Origin of the sequence: Microbulbifer donghaiensis (assembly GCF_900129095.1) — a bacterium.
Taxonomy (GTDB): Bacteria; Pseudomonadota; Gammaproteobacteria; order Pseudomonadales; family Cellvibrionaceae; genus Microbulbifer; species Microbulbifer donghaiensis.
In genome coordinates this window covers 1,726,409-1,749,364 of sequence record NZ_FQVA01000001.1, presented here as the reverse complement: position 1 = coordinate 1,749,364, position 22,956 = coordinate 1,726,409, and the positions used below count along the sequence as shown (strand labels likewise).

Sequence of the window (22,956 nt, the reverse complement as noted above, 5' to 3'; positions counted from 1 at the left end):
ATTTTGTGGGATCACATCCGTGTAACAAAGCAAAGCTTTGTGCGCGGCTAGGCGCACCGCCACGGATGGCGGGGCCGGGGCCCGATCGAAGTCACCGATGTAGCGCCATGGATGGCAGCCAAGAAATTCATACTGATACCGAATTAGATTTGAGAGAAAAGAAATGATCGTAAGAACTCTGCAAGAAGCCGAACAATCCGAACGCCGCGTAGTTTCCGATGGCTGGGAAAGCACGCGCCTGCTGCTGAAGAATGACAATATGGGCTTCTCTTTCCATATCACCACCATTTACGAGAAGGCCGAACTCAACCTGCACTACCAGAACCACCTGGAGTCCGTGTACTGCATGTCCGGCGAGGGCGAGGTTGAAACCGTGGCCGACGGCAAGGTCTATCCGATCCAGCCGGGCACCATTTATATCCTCGACAAAAACGACAAACACATCCTGCGCGCCAAGTCTGAAATGAAAATGGCCTGTGTCTTCAATCCGCCGCTGCACGGCAAGGAAGTGCATAACGCCGAGGGCGCCTACGAGCTGGAAGCCGAAGAGGTTTCCGACAGCAAATAAATAGATGTTGTGTTGCCGGGCCGGCGCGGGGGCGCCGGCTCAATCGTAAAGCTCACAAAAGCATCTATAGGAAAACCATGAAACGACACACGGTGGAAAAGATTGGCGGCACGTCCATGAGCGACTTTGCCGCAGTACGCGACAACATCATTCTGAAGAACGGTGGGGCTACCAATAGTGGGGCCGCCATCGGCCAGGCTGCCGGAGCGGGGGTTTACCAGCGTATTTTCGTTGTGTCTGCCTACGGCGGCATTACCGATCTGCTGCTGGAGCACAAGAAATCTGGGCGCCCGGGCATTTTTGCACTGTTTGCCGGCACCGATGAGGAGCAGGGTTGGAGCGAGGCCGTAAACGCTCTGCGCGAGCGCGTTGAGGAAATCAATGCGAGCCTGTTCGATGACCCTGAGATGCTGGCTCAGGCAAACGCCTTTATCGGCGAGCGCCTGCAGGACACCGAGCGCTGCCTCGGCGACCTGGAGCGGCTGTGTCAGCACGGTCATTTCGAACTGGAAGGGCACCTGAACACCGTCAGCGAAATGCTCGCCAGTCTCGGCGAGGCGCACAGTGCCTGGAATACGGTACAGCTGCTACAGAAGGAAGGTATCAACGCGCGCTTTGTCGACCTGACCGGGTGGCGCGACGGCGAGCACCTGGATCTCGACGATCGCATCCGCCGCGCCTTCGCCGATATCGACCTGAGTAAAGAGTTGCCGATCGTCACCGGCTACGCGCACACCCGCGACGGGCTGATGAAAACCTTCGCGCGCGGCTATAGCGAGATGACGTTCAGCCGCATCGCGGTGATTACCGAGGCTCGCGAAGCCATCATCCACAAGGAATATCACCTGAGCAGCGCCGACCCGCGTCTCGTCGGTGAAATGCAGGCAGTGCCGATCGGCCGCACCAATTACGATGTGGCGGACCAGCTGGCCAACCTCGGTATGGAAGCCATCCACCCCCGGGCCGCCAAGGGCCTGCGCCAGCAGGAAATACCGCTGCGGATCATGAACACCTTTGAGCCGGAGCACTCGGGTACTCTGGTTACCGGTGACTATGTCAGTGAAACGCCGTGCGTCGAGATTATTGCCGGGCGCAAAAACCTCTACGCTGTGGAGTGTTTCGATCAGGACATGATGGGCCTGATGACCAGCTACGACCGTACCATCAACGACATCATTGCGCGCTTCAAGGGCAATGTGGTTACCAAGGACACCAACGCCAACACCATTACGCATTTCCTGGCCAACAACCTGAAAACCGTCAAGCGCATCCGCAGCACAATCAGTGCGCAGTATCCGGACTCCGCGATCCAGGTGCGCAAGGTTGCGGTCGTTTCTGCAATTGGCAGCGATATGAAAGTGCCGGGCATGCTCTCGCGCGCTGTGGCGGCGCTGGCTCAGTCCCGTATCAGTGTGCTGGCGGTGCACCAGTCCATGCGCCAGGTGGACATGCAGTTTGTCGTCAATGAAAACGACTACGAAAGAGCGGTCAAGAGCCTGCACCACGCGCTGGTGGAAGTCTACGATCACGGCGAAGCCATATGCGCCGCCTGATCTTGCGGCTGGGCCTGTGCCTGCTGGCGCTGGCTCCGGCCGTGTGCGCCATTGCCGAGGGAGATGTCGTCGCAACGGCGGACACCCGGGAGCAGGCCGCACAGGCCGTACAGGAGAAAGTCGATGAACTCGAGCAACCCCTGTACACGCCGTTTGTAGAGCGTTACGTGCTCGACGAGCTGAAACAGCTGCGCGCCGATATGGCGGCGCAGCGCGTCGAGTTCACCGAGAAAGTGGTGGACCGGCAACTCGGCGCTGCGGACAAGGCAATTACCTATGCCACCGACACGGTGACTTATTTCTTCTACCTGATTGCCGGCGTCAGTTCCCTGCTGGTGCTGGTGGGCTGGACGTCGATTCGCGATATCAAGGAAAAGGTGCACAGCCTCGCCAATGAGGAAATCTCCAAGCTGGTCAGCCAGTACGAAGAGCGCCTGCGCGGTATCGAGGAGCAGCTCAGCGAAAAAACCAAGCATATCGAGCACAACCGCGATGAGATCGAGCTGACTCAGGAAGTGCAGTCTCTGTGGCTGCGCGCGGGCCGCGAACAAACCCCGGCGAGCAAGATCGCGATTTATGACCAGATCCTGGCGCTGCGCAGTGACGACTGCGAGGCGCTGACCTATAAGGCCGACGCCGTGCTGGAACTGGGTGAGCCGCAATGGGCCATCAGCCTGTGCCTGCAGGCGCTGGAGATCGACAGCGAAAACGGCAATGCCTATTACCAGCTGGCCTGTGCCCACGCGCACCAGGAGCAGTGGGAAGAAGCGGTGGATTACCTGGGCAGGGCACTGGAGAGGTCTCCGGCCTATCGGGATGAAGCGCTGGATGATGTCGCCCTCGAGGGACTTTACGACTATCAGCCCTTTGTGGATTTGATGGGCATTCGTCCGCTGGAAGCGGCGGAGCAAAAAGCCTGATGAATATCGCCGAGTGTGAATGTTCGCAGAGAGATAACAACAAGAATCCATGAGGAGCCTACCGTGTTAATCAGTTTTCTGTTTTTTCTGGCCATGTTCGCCGCCATCGGTGTCAGCTCCTTTGTGAAGAGTCGCGGCACCAAGAAGGATTACTACCTCGCCAGCCACGACGTTTCGCCATTCCTCGTCGGCCTGTCTGCGGTAGCCACCAACAACAGTGGCTATATGTTTATCGGCGTGATCGGCTATACCTACGCAACCGGGCTCGCCTCCATCTGGTTGATGGTGGGTTGGATTCTGGGGGATCTGCTCGGCTCCCTGTGGGTGCACAAATCCCTGTGCCGGGCGACACGGGAGACCGGTGAATCCAGTTATGCCGGTGTCATCAGCCACTGGGGCGGTTCACGATTTGTCGCCTGGCAGCGCCTGGCGGGTGTGCTGTCGCTGTTGTTTCTGCTCGCCTACGCCAGTGCGCAGCTGGTTGCCGGCAGCAAGGCGCTGTACGTGCTGCTCGACATGCCGATCTGGAGCGGTGCTGTTATCGGCGGCGTGATCGTTGCTGCCTATTGCCTGGCCGGCGGCATCCGCGCGTCCATCTGGACCGACGCGGCCCAGTCGCTGGTGATGATCGTCGCCATGGGAGTACTGCTTGTTGTCGCCACAAAATCTGTCGGTGGCGTCGGCGCGGCGGTGCAGTCCATGGGCGAAGTGCCGGGCTTCCTCAACTGGTATCCGCAGGACCTGTTGTTGCCGGGCGCTGCCGGCGGCGTGATCTTCGCACTGAGCTGGTTGTTCGCCGGCCTTTCGGTTATCGGCCAGCCCCATGTGATGGTGCGGTTTATGGCCCTGCAATCCGCTGACCGCATGGTGCAGGCGCGGCTCTGGTACTACCTGTGGTTTACCGCCTTCTACGCCATGGCCACCGGCGTGGGCATGCTGGCGCGGATCCTGTTGAGCGATCCGGGTAGCTTCGATGCCGAGTTGGCCCTGCCAATGATGGCGATGGAATTGCTGTCGCCGGTATTTGTCGGCCTGATACTGGCCGGTATTTTTGCCGCCACCATGTCCACGGCGGATTCCCTGGTGCTCAGCTGTTCTGCGTCGCTGACACACGATATTTTGCCGCACCGAATCGAGAAAACCTGGATGCTGAAACTGGCCACGCTGCTGATGACCGCAGCGGCGGTGGGCTGGGCGCTGCTGAACAAGCAGAGTGTCTTCAGCCTGGTGGTGATGTCCTGGTCCGCGCTGGCTTCGGCTTTTGCGCCGCTGCTGATAGTGCTGGCCTTTGGCGGACGCCCGTCGCAGCGAGCCCGTATTGCGATGAGCCTGATTGGTCTCGCAACCGCACTGCTGTGGCGCTGGCTGGGTTGGCACGGGCATATCTATGAGGGGATGCCCGGAATTCTCGCCGGCCTGGCCGTGTATGGTGTGGCAAAGTGGCTGGTGCGGGAACCGCTGCCGAGTGGTGCCAACGCATAATAGAATGCGGAATGCGGAATGCGGAATGCGGAATGCGGAATGCGGAATGCGGAATGCGGAATGCGGAATGCGGAATGCGGAATGTAGGAGCGGCCGTTGGCCGCGATCTGAGTAAGAAAAAGCCCGGCAGTTTTTGCCGGGCTTTTTCGTCTGGGGCGCAGCCCAGAAAGATCGGTCGCGGCCGCTGGCCGCTCCTACGGCATGATGTCAGAGCGCGAATTCCGCATTCCGCATTAGATCTTGATGCCCTCGATATCCAGGATCATCTCCACTTTCTGGGAAGCCGGTCCCAGGTTGTAGTCGATACCGAAATCTTTCAGTTCAAACTCGGCGGTGCCGGTGAAGCCCTGACGGTAGCCGCCCCAGGGATCCTTGCCGCCGCCGATATTGGTCACATCGATAGTGATCGGCTTGGTCACGCCGCGCAGCGTCAGTTCGCCGGTCAGCTTGGCCATGCCGTCACCCTGCGGTTCGAAGCCGGTGCTCTTGAAGGTGGCGCTGGGGAACTTGGCAGTGTCGAGGAAATCGGCACTGCGCAGGTGCTTGTCGCGCTCGGCGTGATTGCTGTTCAGGCTGGTTACGTCGATGTTCACATTGACGGAAGACTTCTCCGGCGCCTTATCGTCGTAGTAGAAGGAGCCGTCGAAGTCGTCGAAGCGGCCATAGAGCCAGCTGTAACCCAGGTGCTTGATGCGGAACTGGATAAAGGCGTGGGCACCCTTGGTATCGATCTTGTACTCCGCGGCCTGGGCAGTGGCGCCCAGCAAGGCGGCGAACAGGAATACGGCGAGTTTCTTCATGATCATTCTCCGTTTATTTACTCGTGGTCGTGGTTGCTGATGTGAGTGTTGCTTTTGGTTGTGGATAATTGTCGGACGAAACGCTTTTTGGGTGAAGACCCAGTATCTTGCGCAGCGTGCCATCGCGGTCGATGAAATGGTGTTTCAGAGCCGCCAGCGCATGCAGGGCGACTAGGGCCATCAGGGTCCAGGCGAGAATCTCGTGAATCTCACCGGCGATATCCTCCTGGTTGGCAATGCCCTGTATGGTGGCGGGAACACTGAACCAGCCGAATACCTCGATGGCGCGGCCATCGGCGGTGGAAATCAGGTAGCCGGAAATCATGATGGCGAGCAGCAGCAAATAGATCGCGCCGTGGGCGGCGCGCGCTGCCAGCGCTTGCCAGCGCGGCGTCCTGGGCTCGGCGGCCGGGGCGGGGTTGAGCCATTTCCACAGCAGTCGGAACACCAGCAGGGCGAGCAGCAGAATACCGATACCCTTGTGCAGTTCCGGGCCCTGGCGATACCAGGGATCGTAGTAGGACAGCTGGCGCATCCACCAGCCCAGCGCGAACATGCCGATAATGGCCGGCGCCATAAACCAGTGCAGGACAATGGCGACCCAGCCGTAGTGTCTGTCGCTGTTTCTGGCCGACATCTGGCCTCCTCTTTGCGTGAATATCTAAATCCCGGGGCGGTCTTGGGTGGCCGCCCGGTGACAGGCTACCAATTATAAAAATCCCGCTACAGGGGAAAAGCGCAAAAATCTGAAGAAACCTATCGAATAGATCGGTGCAATCGGCGGCGGGTTAGGCGGTGGGCGCGGGAGGGAAACCGGCAGGACTCAGTGCGGTGTGCCGCGCACGCCCTCGCGCTCGGCGGCTACCAGCACGCGTTCCAGCGCAGTGCGGTCCATGGAGCCTGAGCGCCGCGCCAGCTGATCGGCCAGCCAGCTGGTGGAGTGGTGATTGCCATCCAGGGCCAGTTGTTCCAGCTGCCAGATCACGTTGAGCAGCAGGCGTGTCTCGAGCTCGCTGTCTTGTTCCTGGCCGGAGAAGAGTCGCTGTTCCAGTTGGTCCAGGTCGCTGCGCTTCACTACCAGCTCGGCCAGGTTCGGGTACCAGCGGCTACTGAAGGGCTCGGGGCGCTGGCGGTAATCGAAAGTGATGCGCAGGCGGTTGCCGTCGGCGTCTTCCAGCAGCGGTGTGTCCTGCTCATAGGCCGGCAGGGCGGGGCGGTGGCGCAGGATGTCGACGATGGCACTCCAGTCGCTGTGATTTTCCGCGCACAGCCGCAGGGGTTCAGTGAGCTCGCCGGTGCCCGGGCGGTCCAGGAAGGCGAGCTTCTGGCCCGGGCGGTACCAGTAGAGGTCCAGCTGGTGTTCTTGCGCCAGGTCTGCCAGATCGGCGCTGGTCAGGGGCTCCTCGGCCACGGCGCTCAGGTGACTGACCGCCTGCTGCACACTCAGCCACTGCCTGCGGTGAAAGGGTTTGGCGATAGTCGATCCCATGTGCTGCCCCCGGCGCGAATTGGCCGGCACATAATTGTTGACGTTGAGACTTCAATCTTAGCAGTTGCGCTACTTCTTCACCGTGCGCCCCGGCACGGCCTGCCCGGGGCAGGGCGGTTTGCTCTCGGGATACACGCTTGGCTCAGGAACCGATCGGCCCGGCGAGTAGCGGGTTAAAAGATGCGCAGTGGCGGGTACAATGGCGCCTTTTGCGCATCCGGGGAGCCGCCTGTGAAGTTGAAATCTGTACTCTTGTCCCTGACTCTGCCGCTGTTGTTGCCCGCGGCACTGGTCCGCGCCGATGTATCTGCGGTGGCGCAGAGCGCCGCGGACTATGCGGTGAAATCCTACGAGGCAGCCATGACCGACACCCTGGCCGAGCTGGTCCGTTTCGAGACCGTTGCCCGTGACGGTGTGCCGCTGGAGGAAAACGACGCCTTCACCGGTTTCAAGCAGGCGCTCCAGGACAAGGCGCAGGCGCTGGGGCTCGAGTATCAGGATCACGGTCACGTGGTGATCATCGCCCTGGGCGACGCCCCGGAGAAGCTGGGTATCGTGACCCACGGCGATGTACAGCCGGCCAATCCGGCCAAATGGCGCCAGAGCCCGTTTGTACTGGATCGGCAGAGTGAGCCCGGCAAGCTGATCGCCCGTGGCAGCGAGGATGACAAGGGGCCGATCGCCACCGCACTCTATGCGATGAAGGCGATCAAGGATCAGGGCGTACCGGTGAAGCGGCGCATCGAATTGCTCGTCTACCTCGCGGAGGAGTCCGACTGGGCGCCGTTTAAGGCCTTCCTCAAGACTTACCCGATGCCGGCCTACAACATCACCATAGATGCCAACTATCCGGTGGTGACCGCGGAAAAAGGCTGGAGCGAAGTCAGGGTGACTGCGGCGAGCAATCCGTTTGAGAGCAAGGTGCAGCCCTACCTGAGTGATTTTTACGGCGGATATTTTAGAAGCCAGGTGCCCGATGAGGCGCACGCGTCAGTGGTGAATGTGACGCCGGAACTGGTGAAGGCGATTCGCAAGCGCGCCGCGGCGCACCAGTCGGTGAAGTTCGAGTTTATCGAGCGTGAGGGCGGCCTCGAAATCGTGGCCCGCGGCAAGGCGACCCACAGTTCCGAGCCGGAGCACGGCGTCAATGCGATCGCCTTCCTCGCCGATGCGCTGAAGGTTCACGACTGGCCCGCCAATGCGGCCGGCAGCACCGTGCGCTACCTCAACGACCTGGTGGGAACCGGTATCGTTGCGAAGCAGTTCGGTGATATCGCCTATAGCGATGATTTTATGGGCCCGATGACCGCCGCAGTAACCATGGTCAAGGCGGATGACGGCGGCCTCACCAGCTATCTGAACCTGCGCCGCCCTACCGGCAAGAGCGCCAAGCAGCTGGACGGGGAAATCCGCGGTGCGCTGGCGGACTGGCAGCAACAGCGCGGCATCAAACTGGCCAAAGTCGACGTGGAGCTGGGCGATCCCTACCGGGTGGACAACGCACCGCACGTGGAACCGCTGCTGAAAGTGTTCCGCCACTTTACCGGTATCGAGGACGCCGCGCCCACGGCCATCGGTGGTTCCACCAACGCCAAGTTGCTGCCGAATGCGGTCAGTTTCGGTCCGTCCATGCCCGGCGCGGCCTATACCGGCCATTCCGAACACGAATTCATCACTGAGGAACAGTTTCGCCTGAACCTCAAAATGTACACGGCGATGATGATCGAGATCGGCAACCTCTAACCCGCCGGGTGTCGTAGCGGTCCCGCTAGCGGGGCCGCGCGAAGCGGTTTACTGGGAGGTTCTTACAGCCACCCTTTCTTCTTGAAGTACAGATAGGGCGCTATGCCCGACAGCACGATCAGTACCAGCGCAAAGGGATAACCCAGCAGCCATTTCAGTTCCGGCATGACCTCGAAGTTCATGCCGTAAATGCTGGCGACGGTGGTCGGTGGCAGGAACACCACCGCGGCGATGGAAAACATCTTGATGATGTTGGTTTGCTGGATATTGATAAACCCCTGGGTGGAGTCCATCAGGAAGTTGATCTTGTTGAACAGGAAACCGGTGTGCGCGGTCAGGGTGTCGATATCGCGGGTGATATCGCGGAAGCTCTCCTGCAGTTCACTGTCGATATGAATATGGCGCTGCAGGAATGTAATGGAGCGGCGGGTATCCATCAGGCACAGCAGCACCTTTCCGTTACTGTCTTCGAGCTTGGCAAGCTGGTCTATTGCATCCTCTAAATCCGAGGCCTCATCCTCCAGCACCAGATAGCTCGCCGCCCCCAGTTTCAGGTGAATATCCTCCAGCGCATCCGCCAGGTTCTCCACCTTCTGTTCGAACAGCTGTACGGCCAGTTCCTGGGCGCTGCGCGCCTCGACCTGGCGGCGCCGGGCCCGCATACGCAGAAGCCGGAAGTCCGCCAGTTCGGTGTCTCGCACGGTAATCAGCCGCTGTGGCTGCAGGATGAAGGCAACCGTCGCGGTATCGTGGCGGCCCTCGCTCTGGGTCAGGAACAGGGAGTGGATATGCACTCCGGCGTCGTCGATAAAATAGCGCGCCGATGCCTCGATCTCCTCGACATCCTCAGATTCCGGCAGTTCGGTGCGCAGCAGTTTTTCCAGCAGCTCGCGCTCCTCCTCCTCGGGCTCCTGCAGATCGATCCAGACCACTTCAGCGAGTTGCTGCTCGCTAACTCCGGCGTCGCCCGGCTGCTCGACGATTTTGCCCCGCCTGATTTCGAAGAGTCTCAGCATTCCTGTCTGCCTGTGGCCAAATAGTTGCGATCAATTGAATGGCCACATGGTTGCAATCTGCGGGGCGCAAATCAATCGTTAATAAAAATTTCTTACTCGCCTTATACGGCCTCGCTGTTACAGCCACTCCGGAAGCTGTGAGCGGATCTCCTCGAGATCGCAGTTCACCAGGTTCTTGCGCATTTCACCTGCGATGGCGGCGCGTGTCGGTGCCTTCAGTGACTCGCGCAAGCTGCCCACCATCTGCGGCTCGGCAACGATATAGAGCTTCTCAAAGCATCCCTCTTTACGGCCTTTCTCCAGCGCGTGGGCTATCTCGCGGGCAAATTTCTGCCCGTTGCGACGGTGTATCTGACTGGCATTTCCCATTGCGTGACGCCCCAGGCCGCCGCTGTCGAAGGCGCGCCCCGGAGCATCGCTCTCGAGGTCGCGGCCATTGAGGCGCGATTCCGGGTGGATCATGGTTTCGAGTTCATGGAGTTCGCCGGCGCGATTGGCGGCTTCGAACAGCCGCGCTTGCGATTGGTTGGCCACAAGGACCCATGCTAGTGCCATGTGCGTATCCTCGCCGTTTTTCTCTATCTAATGCTAGTTGAAAGAGCTGCCAGCGACGCGGGGCAATTGGTATAAGAATGCTCCCTTCTTGGTCGTTTTCTTTATAAAAAATTTCGCCCACTGCGGGTCCCCCTTATCGCGGCTCGATCCTTTAAAAGTGCGAGATGCCCCTACCGAGCCGGTTTTCGCTTCCTAGAATTCACACACGTTGTCAGGGGCGGGTATCGGTAGTTTTTCTGATTCCTGTAGCGATGTCCGCAATCCGTGCAACTGAGAAGGACTTAACCCTGGAGGTTTGACCATGAGCCTGATACCGAGAGGTTCCCTGCTGGACCTCGACAACATGTTTGAGCAGATGATGTCACCGGCGCGTACCGGCGGTCCTGGCCGCGAGGGGTTTTTCTCGCCCCGTATCGACGTCAGCGAAAACAAGGACAGTTATGAGATCAGCGCTGAGCTGCCCGGTGTGAACAGGGACGATATCAATGTCACCCTCGAAAATGGCGTTCTGACGGTGGAAGCGGAAGTGCATCGCGAATCAAAAGAGGAGAAAGAAGGTAAGGTGATTCGCCAGGAACGCCGCTACGGCAAGTTCATGCGCAGTTTCAACCTGGGCGAAGATGTCAGTGAAGAGGAAATTGATGCGAACTTCAAAGACGGTGTGCTGACACTGAAAGTGCCGAAGCACGAGGAGCGCCAACCGCAGAGAAAACGTATTGAGATCCACTAGACTTTACTTGTCGCCTACCGACATGCAGGCGGCGAAACGAATCTGGAGTTGAACCATGAAAGTGAAACAGGCAATGCACGAGGGTTGTACCTGGTGCTCACCGGATACGCCGCTGTCGGAAGTGGCAAAAATACTCCGCGACGAAGATATCGGTGCGGTTCCGATCGGTGAAAACGACAGGCTGATCGGTATGGTGACCGACCGGGATATCGCCTGTCGTGGCGTAAGCCAGGGCGGTGACTTGACTTCGATGACTGCCCGCGATGTCATGACCGAGGGCATCGAGTGGTGCTGGGAAGACGATGATATGAACACCGCGGTGCAAAAGATGGAGCAGCATCAGCTGCGCCGCATGCCGGTGATGAACAGCGAGAAGCGCATGGTGGGCATATTGAGTCTGGGAGATATCAGTCACGCCGTCGCCCTAAAACAGAGCGGCGAGTTTGCCTCAGCGGTATCGGCACACCACCACCACTGAATCGCGGAGCTATACAGGGGGTGGGCTGGTGTTATAGCAGCTGCTCAATCGGCAGCCAGCTGCTGACACGGGACCCCACCCTCTGCCAGAAACTGGCACCGGGCTCGCGGCCGAGTCTGCTGCCATCGGCCCGGTACCAGACAAGTCCCCCATTTTCCACTTTCAGCTGATAGGCGTTATTGCGCACGTTGGCGGTGAAGTTTTTCGCAATTCGACTGGCCAGTTGCGGTGACGCCATGACCACACCGAGTTCGGTGTTCAGCCGTATCGAGCGCGGGTCCAGGTTGAACGATCCCACATAGAGCCACTGGCCATCGACGACGAAGGCCTTGGCATGCAGCAGCGACTTTGAATCCCCATTCCAGTTGTCGAGTTTGTATTTCAGTTCGCTGGAGAGTTCGTACAGGTGAACACCGGCCTCCAGCAACGGCTTGCGGTATTTGCGGTAGGCGCCGTGCACCAATACTACGTCGGTGGAAGCCAGTGAATTGGTAAGGATATGCACGTCCACGCCTCGATGTACCGCGTCGATTAACGCTTGCAGATATTCTTCGCCGGGTAACAGATAGGGCGAGATGATGATCAGCTGTCGCTTGGCATCGAGGATCATCTGCATCAGTTCGCCACCGGCAAAATTGCCGCTGCTGCGCGGAGGATATTCCACTTTCTGCGGTGGGTCGTAGAGTGCGCGGGTTTTACCCCAATACCAGTGGTCGTCACTTGCGCCGAGAGTCGCCAGGACCGGCGACGCCTGCAGGCTCCTGCCGTAGTCACTGCGCAGCAGCCGGTGGCCATTGTGATCGAGTTCGGCCAGGAGGCGCTGCCGGTCGGCAGGGTCCGGGCGGCGGCTAAAAACGGCCTGCACCGGAAAGCTGTAACGGCTGTTCCAGTAGAGATCGAACTGGCGGGCGATCTCCGGTACCACATTGCCGATTGCGACCAGGTCCAGGTCGCCGAAGTGGACCTTGTCGTCGATACCGAAGTACTTGTTGCTGAGATTGCGCCCGCCGATAAACGTGAGCCGGTTGTCGACGGTAAAGGACTTGTTGTGCATGCGCCGCTGCAGGCGGTCAAAGTCGGCGAATAGTTCCAGCGGGCGCGGGCTGATATGGGGAAACGGGTTGAACAGGCGGATCTCTATATTGGGATGTTCTTGCAGTGCCGCGAGAATTTCACCGGCGCTGCCGGTGGTGAAGTCGTCGAGCAGAAAGCGCACCCGCACGCCGCGTTCGGCGGCGTGCAGCAGTTCCAGTGTCAGTAACAGCCCCGTTTCATCGCGGCGAAAAATAAAGTACTGGATATCGATGGAGCTTTCGGCTGCGCGGATTGCTTCCAGGCGGACGGACAGCGCGTTGTGTGCAGACGTGACCGGATATACGCCGCTCTGTCCCGGGTGGTTGGCGGTAAGGCGGTCACTGACGATGGCCAGGGGGACATCGGGTGGGGGTTCCAGGTACTGGCTGGCAATTCTCGGCGGCGGCTCGGGAAACAGCGGCTGGCCGGAGCAGGCGCACAGGCAGAACGGCAACAGGAGTGGGAGCAGCAGTAGCGGGATCGGGCGCAAGGCGGCTTCCAGGTAAAGGGGCGCGGCGGCCGGCCGACGTCTTTTTAACAGATACAGATTCGCAGTATAGATCGCCGCGGAAACGGTGGCTGGCACTTGATTCCACCTGGAGTGCGGTGTGCCCCCTCGAGGGTACGGCTCAGTGTTCCGCTTGCCCTGCGTAGCCTGTGATCCGGGTAATTTGGGGTAGACTGAACGGAAGTGGCAATGAAGCGCGTATAATCCGCGCCTTTTCCTCGAGGACAAAGTGGTGAGCAGCAAACAGCAACTGATGGAGCGCAGCGGCAGCAAGTGTGAGCTCTGCGCCGCGGACAGCGGACTGGAACCCTATGGCGTACCGGCCTCGGAAGGCCGCGGTGATGCGGATATTCTGCTGTGCGAAACCTGTCGCAGCCAGCTGGATAACCCCGCCGACCTGGACGGTGCCCACTGGCGCTGCCTCAGCGACAGCATGTGGAGCCCGGTCCCGGCGGTGCAGGTGATGGCCTGGCGACTGCTCAAGCGCCTCTCCGGTGAGACCTGGGCCCAGGACCTGCTCGATATGCTCTACCTGGACGAGGATCAGTTGGCCTGGGCCCAGGCCGGTGCGCTGCCGGCGGAGGGCGATTCTCCGGTGCACCGCGACTGCAACGGCGTTCAGCTGCAGGCCGGCGATACCGTAACGGTTATCAAAGACCTGGATGTGAAGGGTACCAGTATCGTCGCCAAGCGCGGCACGGCGGTACGCGGTATCAGCCTGACCGACAATCCGGAACATATCGAGGGACGGGTCGAGGGGCAGCGTATCGTGATCCTGACCAAGTTTGTGAAGAAGTCAGGCTGAAGCGCCACTGTATCCCGGGGATGACGCTTCAACTGCTGCCGTCGACGAGAAACCGGCCTCGATAGATTCTCAGCCTGCCGCTCGCCATCAGGTTCTGTTCTCGCAGCACCTGCTGGCCGCGCAGTGTCTTGGTCACTAACTGCGGTTCATGGGGTCCTTTCTGGTGGAGGGCCAGTTCGTCGCCGTAGATGAGTTCGTAGATGTCCTGTTTTTTCGGTGGCTCCTGCAGTATCGGCTGGCCTCGGTACAGCCGCATCGGGATTTCGTCGCCGGTCCGGAATGGCTCACCGCGGCGCAGCTCCAGCTCGGCGATCATACGCAGCGTCTCGGTATCTACAGTTTTTGACTTCGCCAGAGCCAGCTGCTGCTCGAAATCGAAGCCGGAGAAACGCAGGTTGATATCGAACTCCGCTTTCAGGCGTTTGCGCAGTTGGCGCAGAATGGTTAACACTTCCGAGTTCATGAGCCAATCGTGATTGTCCATACTTCCTCCCCTTTTCATTCTCAACTGATACACAGCAATAATTGGACCAAAATGATTTGCAGTCCTAGAGGAGATCAATGAAACCCGTTTATGAAATACGCAGTGGCGCACTGGCGGGCTTCAATTTGCTGGTACCCAAACTTGGAGGTGATCCATCCGCACTGCTGGCCCGGGTAGGCCTGCCGGCGGATTGTGTGCGCCGCCCGGATATTTTGATACCGGTAGCCACCCTGGCCGAGTTGTTGAACCTTTGCGCCGATGAATTGCAGTGCAGTGACTTCGGCCTGCGCCTGGCGAATATGCAGGGGGTGCGGATGCTGGGTGCCCTGGGTAAGTTGCTGCTGCAAGACGGAGAGCTCGGCGAGGCGCTGGCGGCCACCCACCGCTATATGGTGCTGCACAACCAGGCCGACCACTGGCGGGTCCAGGTGGACGGGAATGAACTGAGCGCGCTGCGCATCGACCATTTCGAGATGCCGCTCGCCGCCGAGCAGTACCGGGAACTGGCAATGGGGGCGGGCTACCGGCTGATCCAGGACCTGGCCGGGGAGGATATTCGCCCGCGCCGGGTAACTTTCCGCCAGGGCCCGCTGTCATCGCTGCAGTGCTATCGGGATTTCTTCAATTGCGATGTGCTGTTCGGGCAGGAGCGCGACTGCCTGGTGTTCGATGCGGTCATCATGCGGCGGCCCCTGCGGACTGCCGGAGTAAAGCTCAACCACTATTTCGAGGAGTTTACCCGGCAGCTGCTGCGTGAACACCAAGGTGATATCGCGCAGCAGGTGCAAACGCTGATCCTGCAGACACTCGGCGCGCAGCAACATGGACTCGTGCAGATTGCCGAGCTGATCGAAATGCCGCCGCGCACTCTGCAGCGGCGCCTGCGCGAGGCGGGAACTTCGTTCAAGCAGCTGCTACAGGACGCGCGCATGGAGACGGCGCGCTGGCATTTGCGCGCCTCGAGTATCGATATCAATTTGCTGTCTGCCAGCCTCGGCTACACGGATATCAGCGCCTTCTCCAAGGCATTCCGCGTCGTGCATGGCTGCTCGCCGTTGCAGTGGCGCAAGGGGCAGCGCCAGCCGGGCTAACCGGGCGGCGTCGAGTGTGACTCAGGCCTTTGCGTCGGTGCGGATGCCCGGGCTATCCTGACTGCCGACAACCCCAATTACTCTCGGACAGGGAAAAAACAGATGACAGCAGAAACCATCCGTTGCAAGGCGGCGGTAGCCTGGAAGGCGGGCGAGCCACTCTCTATCGAAGACGTCGAGGTGGCGCCGCCACAGAAGGGGGAGGTGCGGATCAAACTGGTGGCCACCGGCGTCTGCCACACCGATGCCTTTACGCTGTCCGGCGAGGATCCGGAGGGCGTATTCCCGGCGATCCTCGGCCACGAGGGTGGTGGCATCGTCGAGTCGGTGGGCGAGGGCGTCACCAGCGTAAAAGTGGGGGACCATGTCATCCCGCTGTACACGCCGGAATGCGGCGAGTGCAAATTCTGCAAGTCCGGCAAGACCAACCTGTGCCAGAAGATTCGCGCGACCCAGGGACAGGGCCTGATGCCCGACGGCACTACGCGTTTTTCCGTCGACGGCAAGCCGATCTATCACTATATGGGCACTTCCACTTTCTCCGAGTACACGGTGCTGCCGGAGATATCCCTGGCCAAGATCAATCCCGAAGCGCCGCTGGAAGAAGTCTGCCTGCTGGGTTGCGGGGTCACTACCGGCATGGGTGCGGTGATGAACACCGCCAAGGTGGAGCCCGGCGCGACGGTGGCTATCTTCGGCCTCGGCGGTATCGGCCTGTCGGCAGTGATCGGTGCGCGCATGGCGGGTGCCGGCCGCATCATCGGTATTGATATCAACGAGTCCAAATTCGAGCTGGCGAAAAAGCTCGGTGCCACCGACTGCGTCAACCCAAAGCACTACGACAAGCCGATCCAGGAAGTGATCGTGGAACTGACCGACGGCGGCGTGGATTATTCATTCGAATGCATCGGTAATGTCAACGTGATGCGCGCGGCGCTGGAGTGCTGCCACAAGGGCTGGGGCGAGTCGGTAATTATCGGTGTGGCCGGTGCCGGCCAGGAAATCTGTACCCGTCCCTTCCAGCTGGTAACCGGTCGCGTCTGGCGCGGCACCGCCTTCGGTGGTGTGAAAGGGCGTTCGGAACTGCCGGACTATGTCGAGCGCTACCTGGCGGGAGAATTCCAGCTGGACGACTTTATTACCCACACCATGCCGCTGGAAAAAATCAATGAAGCCTTCGATCTGATGCATGAAGGCAAGAGTATTCGCAGCGTCATTCATTACGACTAAGCCTGGGTGGAAACGGAAGCATGTCGATGAAATTACTCAGCAGCACCAAGTCTTTCGATGGCTTGCAGCAGCAGTTTCGCCACGATTCGGAAGTCCTGAATTGTCCGATGCACTTCTCCGTCTACCTGCCACAGCTGGCGGAGGAGAAGCGGGAACACAGGTTTCCGGTGCTGTACTGGTTGTCGGGGCTGACCTGTACCGATGAAAATTTCTCCCAGAAGGCCGGCGCGCAGCGCATGGCCGCGGAGCTGGGTATCGTCCTGGTGATACCGGACACCAGCCCGCGCGGCGACGGTGTCGCCGATGAACCGGAATACGATCTCGGGCAGGGGGCCGGCTTCTATCTGAACGCCACCCAGGAGCCGTGGAAGCAGCACTACCGCATGTACGATTATGTGCTGCAGGAATTGCCGCAACTGATCGAGGCAAATTTTCCGGTCAACCAGCGCCGCGCGATCTGCGGTCACTCCATGGGTGGCCACGGCGCGCTGGTAATTGGCTTGCGCAACCCGGAGCGCTTCACCTCCATCTCCGCCTTCAGTCCGATCGCCAACCCCATGGCCTGTCCGTGGGGCGAGAAAGCGTTCGGTGCTTACCTGGGCGCCGACAGGTCGACCTGGGAGGAGTATGACGCGACGGTACTGCTCGGCCGTGCCATGGAGCGGCTGCCGATCCTGGTGTCTCAGGGTGAGGAAGACCAGTTCCTGGAGGAGCAGCTAAAACCCCACGCCCTGCAGGCCGCCGCCGAGGCGTGCGGCTACCCGCTGAAGATCGAGCATCACGCGGGCTACGATCACAGCTATTACTTTATCGCCAGCTTTATCGAGCAGCACCTGCGGTTCCATGCGGACTACCTGCTGGCGCACTAGCGGGCATATCTCCCTTCGGTGAGCTGCAGCTGTCGGCGGCTGTTGCGCTCGCAGAACCATTTTTATGGCGGCGAGCGCATCGGTGATATCGATTGAGTTGCCGGAAGGGGGCGTAAGGTAGCGCCTTACGCTTTTGCTCACTGACCCCAGGGCGGTGGTGGTGTTGCGACTGGCTTGCCGAGATCAAACTCGACCCGGAATTTGCGTCCGTTCGGTCGAGTCAGTTCGTAGGCGAAGGTTTTGTCGGGATGGATCTCCATCGCCCAGGTATTCTCTGTCGAGGCGCTCAGCCCCTCCCGCTGAAACATCGCGATGGATTCTTGGTCCACCGGGAATTCTTGCCGGGTGGCACTACCCGCATCGACCGTATCCCCACCGTACATGGTTACCTTGTCCTCACTGCCATCCTCGTGCCGGTGATCGTGTTTCAGTTGCAGGCCGCTGTCGGTGCGGGTCAGCACCCAGGTGCGTGAACGGTCATCGCCGACGTGAAACGGAATGCGCAGCTGGCGGGTTGGATGATCACAATCGCGCACATGCATGATCAGCGTTTTGTCGGCAAATGGGTCGGGCTGGCTGGAGCTGGGCTCATTGACGATTACGCGACCGCTGTATGCCTTGCCGCAGTACTCGGCAATATTGGCGAGAAAACTGTCAGCGGGGGCCCGGTCTGTGGTTTCGGCATTCCTGTCGCAGCCGTTTAGTGTGATTGCCAAAGTCGCGAGCATTGCGGCAATTATCGCCTTTCGTTTAAACAACGGTTCTTCCTCGGTTCGATGCGGATCAGCCTGCGTCGCTTTCATCGAGAATCTGCTGCAGCTGCTGTTCAAATGTGGACACCTCCTGCGCACCACTGATTGCATATTCGCGATTGAAAATAAACAGTGGTACGCCGCTGACGCCCTGGCTGGTGATCAGTTTTTCCAGTTCGCGCACGGCACCGGCGTAAGTCTGGTTGTGCAGTATATCCCGGGCTTCCTGCGCATTCAGGCCGACCGCGGCGGCGGCATCTGCCAGCACTTCGATATCATCGACATTTTTGCGGTCGCGAAAGAAATCGTTAAACAGGTGCAGGCTCAGTTCAGTCTCGCGGTCGTAGGCTTTCGACCACTGCAACAACTGATGCGCATTGAAGGTATTGTACATGCGCATATCGTCGCTGTAACTGAAGGTAAAACCGACATCGGCACCGAGGTCCGTCAGGCGCTGGCGCGCTTCTATGCTTTGCTGTGGCGTGGTGCCGTACTTCTTGGTGAGGTGTTCGCGCAGGTTTTCCCCTTCAGCGGGCATCTGTGGATTCAGTTCGAATGGCAGCCAGTGTATTTCCGGTTCCCACTGTCCGGCGTGTTTGGCCAGCGCCCGTTGCAGGCGCATATAACCGATCACGCACCAGGGACAGACGACATCTGAGATGATTTCAATACGCAGTGGCAGCTTGTTCATGGTTTTTGCCAGTTGGGTGAAGCTGTCCTGACAAGTTTAGCCGCACAGCGAAGGGCCGGACGCTCACCGCGACCCGGCGATCACCTGTGCTATCAGCAATAGTCCCGAAACCAGTAGCAACAGGCGACAGCACAAGACAAACTGCTGCTCAGAGATTCTTCCCTGTATCTGCCGGCCGAGCCAGGTGCCGAAGATGGCGACCGGCAACAGCGCTAGCGACAGCGCAAGCAACTCCCTGGTCCAGTGCCCGGTCATCAGGTAGGGGAATACCTTTACCGCATTCATGACGCCGAAAAATACCCCGGCGCTCGCCAGCCAGGTCAGTTTGGGGAGTCGCTGTGCAATCAGGTAGATATTGATCGGCGGGCCGCCGGCGTGGATCAGGGTGCTGGTCAGCCCGCTGATCCCGCCCCACAACCAGGCGGCGCCTTTCATCTGCCCGAGTATTGGCGCCAATCGGTGCCACAGAGCAAATACAATCGACAGGCCGCCGAGCAGCACTTTCAGGCTTTCCACCGGCAGCTTACCGAGCAGCAGGCCTCCGGCGGCGATGCCGGCCAGGGCGGCCGGTACGATTTTCTTGAGTTCGGCGGTGCTGGTGTGCTGGCGATAGTACTGAATGGTTTTGATGTCCATGGCCAGCAGTAACGGCAGCATCAGCAATACCGCCAGCGGTACCGGCATTACCAGCGCCAGCAGCGGTACTGCGACCACACCGGCGCCGCCGGCAAATCCCGACTTGGAAATGCCGGTCAGGGTGACGCCGATTAGTGCCAACAGCCAGAAGAGCGGCGAGGCGAGCTGCGATTCCACTGTCATCAACGCGGCAGATCAAACCAGAGCGCTTCCAGCCCCGCGGTACCGGCGACAATCCCCTGCTCACGCGTCCTGGTAAAGCCGACACCGTCGCCGGCGGCGAGCTTGCTTGAGCCGGCATTGGCCGAGCCGTCAACGATATGCAGGTAGCCGCTGCGGCCACCGGTTTGCAGCGTGAACTGTTCTCCGGGCTGCAGTCGCAGCCGGTAGAGGCTGGCATCCTGGTGCATGCTTAGCGAACCGTCGCGGCCATCGGGTGTCACCAGCGGTGTCAGCGGGCCGCGCTGTTCGATCCTGGCCTGCTCGTAACTGGGTGGAATTCCCATGACATCGGGCTCTATCCAGATCTGCAGGAATTTCAGCGGTGCGCTGCGCGAGGCATTGTATTCCGAGTGCTGGATACCGGTGCCGGCGCTCATGCGCTGCACTTCACCGGCCGGTACGACAAAGCGGTTGCCAATGCTGTCGCGATGCTCGATCGCGCCCTCGAGCACATAGGAGATGATCTCCATATCCCGGTGCCCGTGCGCGCCGAAACCGGCGCCGCCTTTGACGGTATCGTCATTGATAACCCGCAGTACGGATACGCCCATATGTTTCGGGTCGTAGTAACTGCCGAAGGAGAAAGTGTGGCGGCTGTCGAGCCAACCGAAATTGGCGCGCCCGCGGGCGTCGGCTTTTCTGATGTAGTCCACGACGGTGACCCTCCCGTGAATAAAGTCATGGGCAGCATCATAGGTGCGCAGTGCCGGTGGATAAATCGCATAATTTGCAACGGTTTGATCAACTGAATCGAAAACTGGCTCCGCCGGTCGCGCAACCGGCGCCCGCTTAGTGAAACCGTTGTAAAATGCGGCCCAACTGCAAGGAATGCCGATACAAACGCACGATTAAAAAAGAGACGTTGTATGAAACGAGAATTGCTTCTTCTGCTCGGCTGCGCATTTGCCGGCATTTGTTCTGCTGAACAGTTGACTATCGAGAGAATCTTCTCCGACCCGGCCCTGAGTGGCACTTCGCCGCGGGCACTCGAGTACTCGCCGGACGGCAGCCGCGTGACCTTCCTGAAAGGGCGTGCAGAGGATTACGACCGCTACGACCTGTGGGAATACAACATCGCCGACGGCAAGTCCCGAGTACTGGTGAACTCCGATTCCCTGCACAAGGGTGAGGAGATATTGTCGGACGAAGAGAAAGCCCGCCGCGAGCGCCAGCGTATCTACGGCAGCGGCATCATGGAATACACCTGGTCCGATGACGGCAAGTCCCTGCTGTTCCCGCTGGCCGGGGATGTCTACTACTACGATCTCGGCAAGAAGGCGGCGCGACGGCTGACCGAAACCGAAGCCTTCGAAACCGACGTGCGGGTATCGCCAACGGGCCGCTATGTCTCGTTTATCCGCGATCAGGATATTTTTATCGTCGACCTGAAGTCCGGCCAGGAGCGCCAGCTGACCCGGGGCGGCGAGGGACCGATCAAGAACGGCATGGCCGAGTTCGTCGCCCAGGAGGAAATGGACCGCATGACCGGCTACTGGTGGTCGCCGGACGATCGTCATATCGCCTACCTGCAGGTGGACGAGTCGCCGGTGGACGAGGTGACGCGCAGTGAGATTTACGCGGACCGTATCGACATGATCCAGCAGCGCTATCCCGCCGCCGGCCGCCCGAACGTAAAAATCAAACTGGGCGTGCTCGATGTCGCGAGCGGCAAGACTCGCTGGATCGACCTGGGTAAAGACGAGGATATCTATATCGCGCGCGTGGATTGGGCGCGGGACAATATGCTCACCTACCAATGGCAGGATCGCAGCCAGCAGAAACTGGAACTGCGCCAGTTCAATCTCGACAGTGGAAAAAGCCGTGTGCTGCTCGCGGAAAACAGCAATACCTGGGTCAACCTGCACGACGATCTGCATTTCCTGAAAGACAGCGATCGCTTTATCTGGTCTTCCGAACGCGATGGTTACCGGCACCTGTATCTGTACGACCTGAATGGCAAACTGCTGCAACAGCTGACCAAGGGCAATTGGGCGGTAGACGAGCTGGCAGCGGTCGATGAACCGGCGGGTAAAATTTACTTCACCGGCCGCAAGGACACGCCGCTCGAGCGCCACCTCTATTCCGTCGCGCTGAACGGTGGCCAGGGTGCGCAGAAAATTTCCAAACGTGCCGGCATGCACGATATCGAGTTTGCCAAGGACGCCTCCGGCTATATCGATAAGTTTTCCAACGTCTCGACGCCGGCGCAGGTGAGCCTGCACAAGGCCAGCGGCGACCAGGTCACCTGGCTGGAAGAAAATGCGGTGGTCAAAGGCCACCCGCTGTACCCGTACAAGCAAGATTGGATTGCGCCGGAATTCGGTTCCATCGATGCGCCGCAGGGGCACAAGCTCTATTACCGGATGTACAAGCCGGCGAATTTCGATGTGAAAAAGCGCTATCCGGTGATGGTGTTCCTCTACGGTGGTCCCCACGCGCAGCTGGTGACCAATAGCTGGGACAAGGAGTTCAACCAGTACATGGCGCAGCAGGGTTATATCGTCTTCACCCTGGACAATCGCGGCTCCGCCCACCGCGGCACCGAGTTCGAAAATCCGATCTTCAAACGCATGGGTAACCCGGAGGTTGAAGATCAGGTTTCCGGTGTGAAATTCCTGCGCTCACTGCCCTATGTGGACGGCGATAATATCGGCGTATACGGTCACAGCTACGGTGGCTATATGGCGTTGATGAGCATGTTCAAGGCCGGCGACTATTTCAAGGCCGGAGTATCCGGCGCGCCGGTTACCGACTGGTCCCTCTACGACACCCACTATACCGAGCGCTACATGGGTAACCCGAACCGGGATGGCAAGGCCTATGAAGCCTCTTCGGTCTTTCCCTATGCGGACGGGCTCCAGGGGGCGCTGCTGGTCTACCACGGTATGGCGGACGACAACGTGCTGTTCACCAATACCACCAAGCTGATCAAGGAATTGCAGGACAAAGGCCTGCAGTTCGAACTGATGACCTACCCGGGCAAGAAGCACAGCCTGCGCGGCAAGCAGACCCGCACGCACCAGTACACCATGATCAAGGATTTCTTTGATCGCCACCTTAAGGGACAAGACTGACCTCAGTAGTTTTTCACTGCACAATAGCCGGGCTTTTTGCCCGGCACAGGTTGCTGACAAAGTTACACTGTCAAAATTTAAGGCAAAGTGCTAGGACGAGTATTTCGAACCGTCGGCGACAGGACGTCGCCGCCGGAGCTTACAGGGATGTATTCACAGCGTTTCGAAATGCTCGTTCTAGTGCTT

General features: G+C 59.5%; 23 protein-coding genes. 12 read left to right on the top strand and 11 right to left on the bottom strand.

All coding sequences use genetic code 11. From position 1 onward, the window contains the following. Positions 1 to 163 precede the first annotated feature (163 nt). The 4 genes from BUC36_RS07395 to BUC36_RS07380 all read left to right on the top strand — a co-directional run bounded on the left by BUC36_RS07395 (position 164) and on the right by BUC36_RS07380 (position 4,523). Positions 164 to 568 (top strand): ectoine synthase, encoded by a 405-nt coding sequence (locus BUC36_RS07395; RefSeq protein ID WP_073273214.1) that lies wholly within the window; start codon positions 164 to 166, stop codon positions 566 to 568. Positions 569 to 645: 77 nt separating this feature from the next. After that, positions 646 to 2,121, top strand: coding sequence for an aspartate kinase (locus tag BUC36_RS07390; protein WP_073273212.1), 1,476 nt, complete (start codon positions 646 to 648; stop codon positions 2,119 to 2,121). Next, positions 2,109 to 3,041, top strand: a complete 933-nt coding sequence (locus BUC36_RS07385) for a TPR end-of-group domain-containing protein (RefSeq protein ID WP_073273210.1) — start codon at positions 2,109 to 2,111, stop codon at positions 3,039 to 3,041. Before BUC36_RS07390 ends, BUC36_RS07385 begins: the two co-directional genes overlap by 13 nt. A gap of 63 nt (positions 3,042 to 3,104) precedes the next feature. Further along, the gene (locus BUC36_RS07380; protein ID WP_084535695.1) at positions 3,105 to 4,523 is read left to right on the top strand and encodes a sodium/proline symporter; all 1,419 of its coding nucleotides are present in this window, start codon (positions 3,105 to 3,107) and stop codon (positions 4,521 to 4,523) included. A gap of 233 nt (positions 4,524 to 4,756) precedes the next feature. Here the strand turns inward: BUC36_RS07380 and BUC36_RS07375 are convergent, their stop codons facing one another. The 3 genes from BUC36_RS07375 to BUC36_RS07365 all read right to left on the bottom strand — a co-directional run bounded on the left by BUC36_RS07375 (position 4,757) and on the right by BUC36_RS07365 (position 6,812). After that, the gene (locus BUC36_RS07375) at positions 4,757 to 5,323 is read right to left on the bottom strand and encodes a YceI family protein (RefSeq protein ID WP_073273208.1); all 567 of its coding nucleotides are present in this window, start codon (positions 5,321 to 5,323) and stop codon (positions 4,757 to 4,759) included. Positions 5,324 to 5,336: 13 nt separating this feature from the next. Further along, positions 5,337 to 5,960, bottom strand: coding sequence for a cytochrome b (locus tag BUC36_RS07370; RefSeq protein WP_073273205.1), 624 nt, complete (start codon positions 5,958 to 5,960; stop codon positions 5,337 to 5,339). A 186-nt stretch (positions 5,961 to 6,146) separates the two neighbouring features. After that, on the bottom strand, positions 6,147 to 6,812 hold the full coding sequence (locus BUC36_RS07365) for a hypothetical protein (protein ID WP_073273203.1): 666 nt from the start codon (positions 6,810 to 6,812) through the stop codon (positions 6,147 to 6,149). A gap of 231 nt (positions 6,813 to 7,043) precedes the next feature. On the opposite strand from BUC36_RS07365, the gene BUC36_RS07360 reads away from it, so the two are divergent. Beyond that, the gene (locus BUC36_RS07360) at positions 7,044 to 8,555 is read left to right on the top strand and encodes a dipeptidase (RefSeq protein ID WP_084535858.1); all 1,512 of its coding nucleotides are present in this window, start codon (positions 7,044 to 7,046) and stop codon (positions 8,553 to 8,555) included. 62 nt (positions 8,556 to 8,617) lie between these two features. Here BUC36_RS07360 and corA read toward each other — a convergent pair whose 3' ends face one another. Further along, positions 8,618 to 9,571, bottom strand: a complete 954-nt coding sequence (corA, locus tag BUC36_RS07355; RefSeq protein WP_073273201.1) for a magnesium/cobalt transporter CorA — start codon at positions 9,569 to 9,571, stop codon at positions 8,618 to 8,620. Positions 9,572 to 9,688: 117 nt separating this feature from the next. Further along, positions 9,689 to 10,126 carry a host attachment protein gene (locus BUC36_RS07350; RefSeq protein WP_073273199.1) on the bottom strand — a complete coding sequence of 146 codons (438 nt, stop codon included), beginning with the start codon at positions 10,124 to 10,126 and terminating at the stop codon, positions 9,689 to 9,691. A gap of 301 nt (positions 10,127 to 10,427) precedes the next feature. Here BUC36_RS07350 and BUC36_RS07345 point away from each other — a divergent pair, with 301 nt between their 5' ends. Then, positions 10,428 to 10,856: an Hsp20/alpha crystallin family protein gene (locus tag BUC36_RS07345; protein WP_073273197.1), complete on the top strand. Its 429-nt coding sequence runs from the start codon at positions 10,428 to 10,430 to the stop codon at positions 10,854 to 10,856. A gap of 55 nt (positions 10,857 to 10,911) precedes the next feature. Further along, entirely contained in the window at positions 10,912 to 11,334 is a 423-nt protein-coding gene (locus tag BUC36_RS07340; RefSeq protein ID WP_073273195.1) for a CBS domain-containing protein, read from the top strand. A gap of 31 nt (positions 11,335 to 11,365) precedes the next feature. Here BUC36_RS07340 and BUC36_RS07335 read toward each other — a convergent pair whose 3' ends face one another. After that, positions 11,366 to 12,898: a phospholipase D-like domain-containing protein gene (locus BUC36_RS07335; RefSeq protein ID WP_143186905.1), complete on the bottom strand. Its 1,533-nt coding sequence runs from the start codon at positions 12,896 to 12,898 to the stop codon at positions 11,366 to 11,368. A gap of 250 nt (positions 12,899 to 13,148) precedes the next feature. Between BUC36_RS07335 and BUC36_RS07330 the strand changes: the two genes are divergently transcribed. Next, the gene (locus tag BUC36_RS07330; protein ID WP_143186904.1) at positions 13,149 to 13,721 is read left to right on the top strand and encodes a PhnA domain-containing protein; all 573 of its coding nucleotides are present in this window, start codon (positions 13,149 to 13,151) and stop codon (positions 13,719 to 13,721) included. Positions 13,722 to 13,749: 28 nt separating this feature from the next. On the opposite strand, the gene BUC36_RS07325 is transcribed toward BUC36_RS07330, so the two are convergent. Then, positions 13,750 to 14,205, bottom strand: a complete 456-nt coding sequence (locus tag BUC36_RS07325) for a hypothetical protein (protein ID WP_073273193.1) — start codon at positions 14,203 to 14,205, stop codon at positions 13,750 to 13,752. Between the two features lie 77 nt (positions 14,206 to 14,282). Between BUC36_RS07325 and BUC36_RS07320 the strand changes: the two genes are divergently transcribed. The 3 genes from BUC36_RS07320 to fghA all read left to right on the top strand — a co-directional run bounded on the left by BUC36_RS07320 (position 14,283) and on the right by fghA (position 17,395). Continuing rightward, a complete protein-coding gene (locus tag BUC36_RS07320) occupies positions 14,283 to 15,296 on the top strand; it encodes an AraC family transcriptional regulator (RefSeq protein ID WP_073273189.1) in 1,014 nt (337 codons plus the stop codon). A gap of 102 nt (positions 15,297 to 15,398) precedes the next feature. Next, positions 15,399 to 16,526, top strand: coding sequence for an S-(hydroxymethyl)glutathione dehydrogenase/class III alcohol dehydrogenase (locus tag BUC36_RS07315; protein ID WP_073273187.1), 1,128 nt, complete (start codon positions 15,399 to 15,401; stop codon positions 16,524 to 16,526). Between the two features lie 26 nt (positions 16,527 to 16,552). Continuing rightward, the gene (fghA, locus tag BUC36_RS07310) at positions 16,553 to 17,395 is read left to right on the top strand and encodes an S-formylglutathione hydrolase (protein WP_200797202.1); all 843 of its coding nucleotides are present in this window, start codon (positions 16,553 to 16,555) and stop codon (positions 17,393 to 17,395) included. A 137-nt stretch (positions 17,396 to 17,532) separates the two neighbouring features. Here the strand turns inward: fghA and BUC36_RS07305 are convergent, their stop codons facing one another. The 4 genes from BUC36_RS07305 to BUC36_RS07290 all read right to left on the bottom strand — a co-directional run bounded on the left by BUC36_RS07305 (position 17,533) and on the right by BUC36_RS07290 (position 20,349). Beyond that, the gene (locus tag BUC36_RS07305; RefSeq protein ID WP_200797201.1) at positions 17,533 to 18,153 is read right to left on the bottom strand and encodes a hypothetical protein; all 621 of its coding nucleotides are present in this window, start codon (positions 18,151 to 18,153) and stop codon (positions 17,533 to 17,535) included. Positions 18,154 to 18,178: 25 nt separating this feature from the next. Next, positions 18,179 to 18,838, bottom strand: coding sequence for a DsbA family oxidoreductase (locus BUC36_RS07300; RefSeq protein ID WP_073273181.1), 660 nt, complete (start codon positions 18,836 to 18,838; stop codon positions 18,179 to 18,181). A 63-nt stretch (positions 18,839 to 18,901) separates the two neighbouring features. Then, a complete protein-coding gene (locus BUC36_RS07295; RefSeq protein WP_159435998.1) occupies positions 18,902 to 19,651 on the bottom strand; it encodes a sulfite exporter TauE/SafE family protein in 750 nt (249 codons plus the stop codon). Between the two features lie 5 nt (positions 19,652 to 19,656). Next, a complete protein-coding gene (locus tag BUC36_RS07290; protein WP_073273175.1) occupies positions 19,657 to 20,349 on the bottom strand; it encodes a pirin family protein in 693 nt (230 codons plus the stop codon). 213 nt (positions 20,350 to 20,562) lie between these two features. Between BUC36_RS07290 and BUC36_RS07285 the strand changes: the two genes are divergently transcribed. Continuing rightward, positions 20,563 to 22,770, top strand: a complete 2,208-nt coding sequence (locus BUC36_RS07285) for a S9 family peptidase (RefSeq protein ID WP_073273173.1) — start codon at positions 20,563 to 20,565, stop codon at positions 22,768 to 22,770. Positions 22,771 to 22,956: the final 186 nt, after the last annotated feature.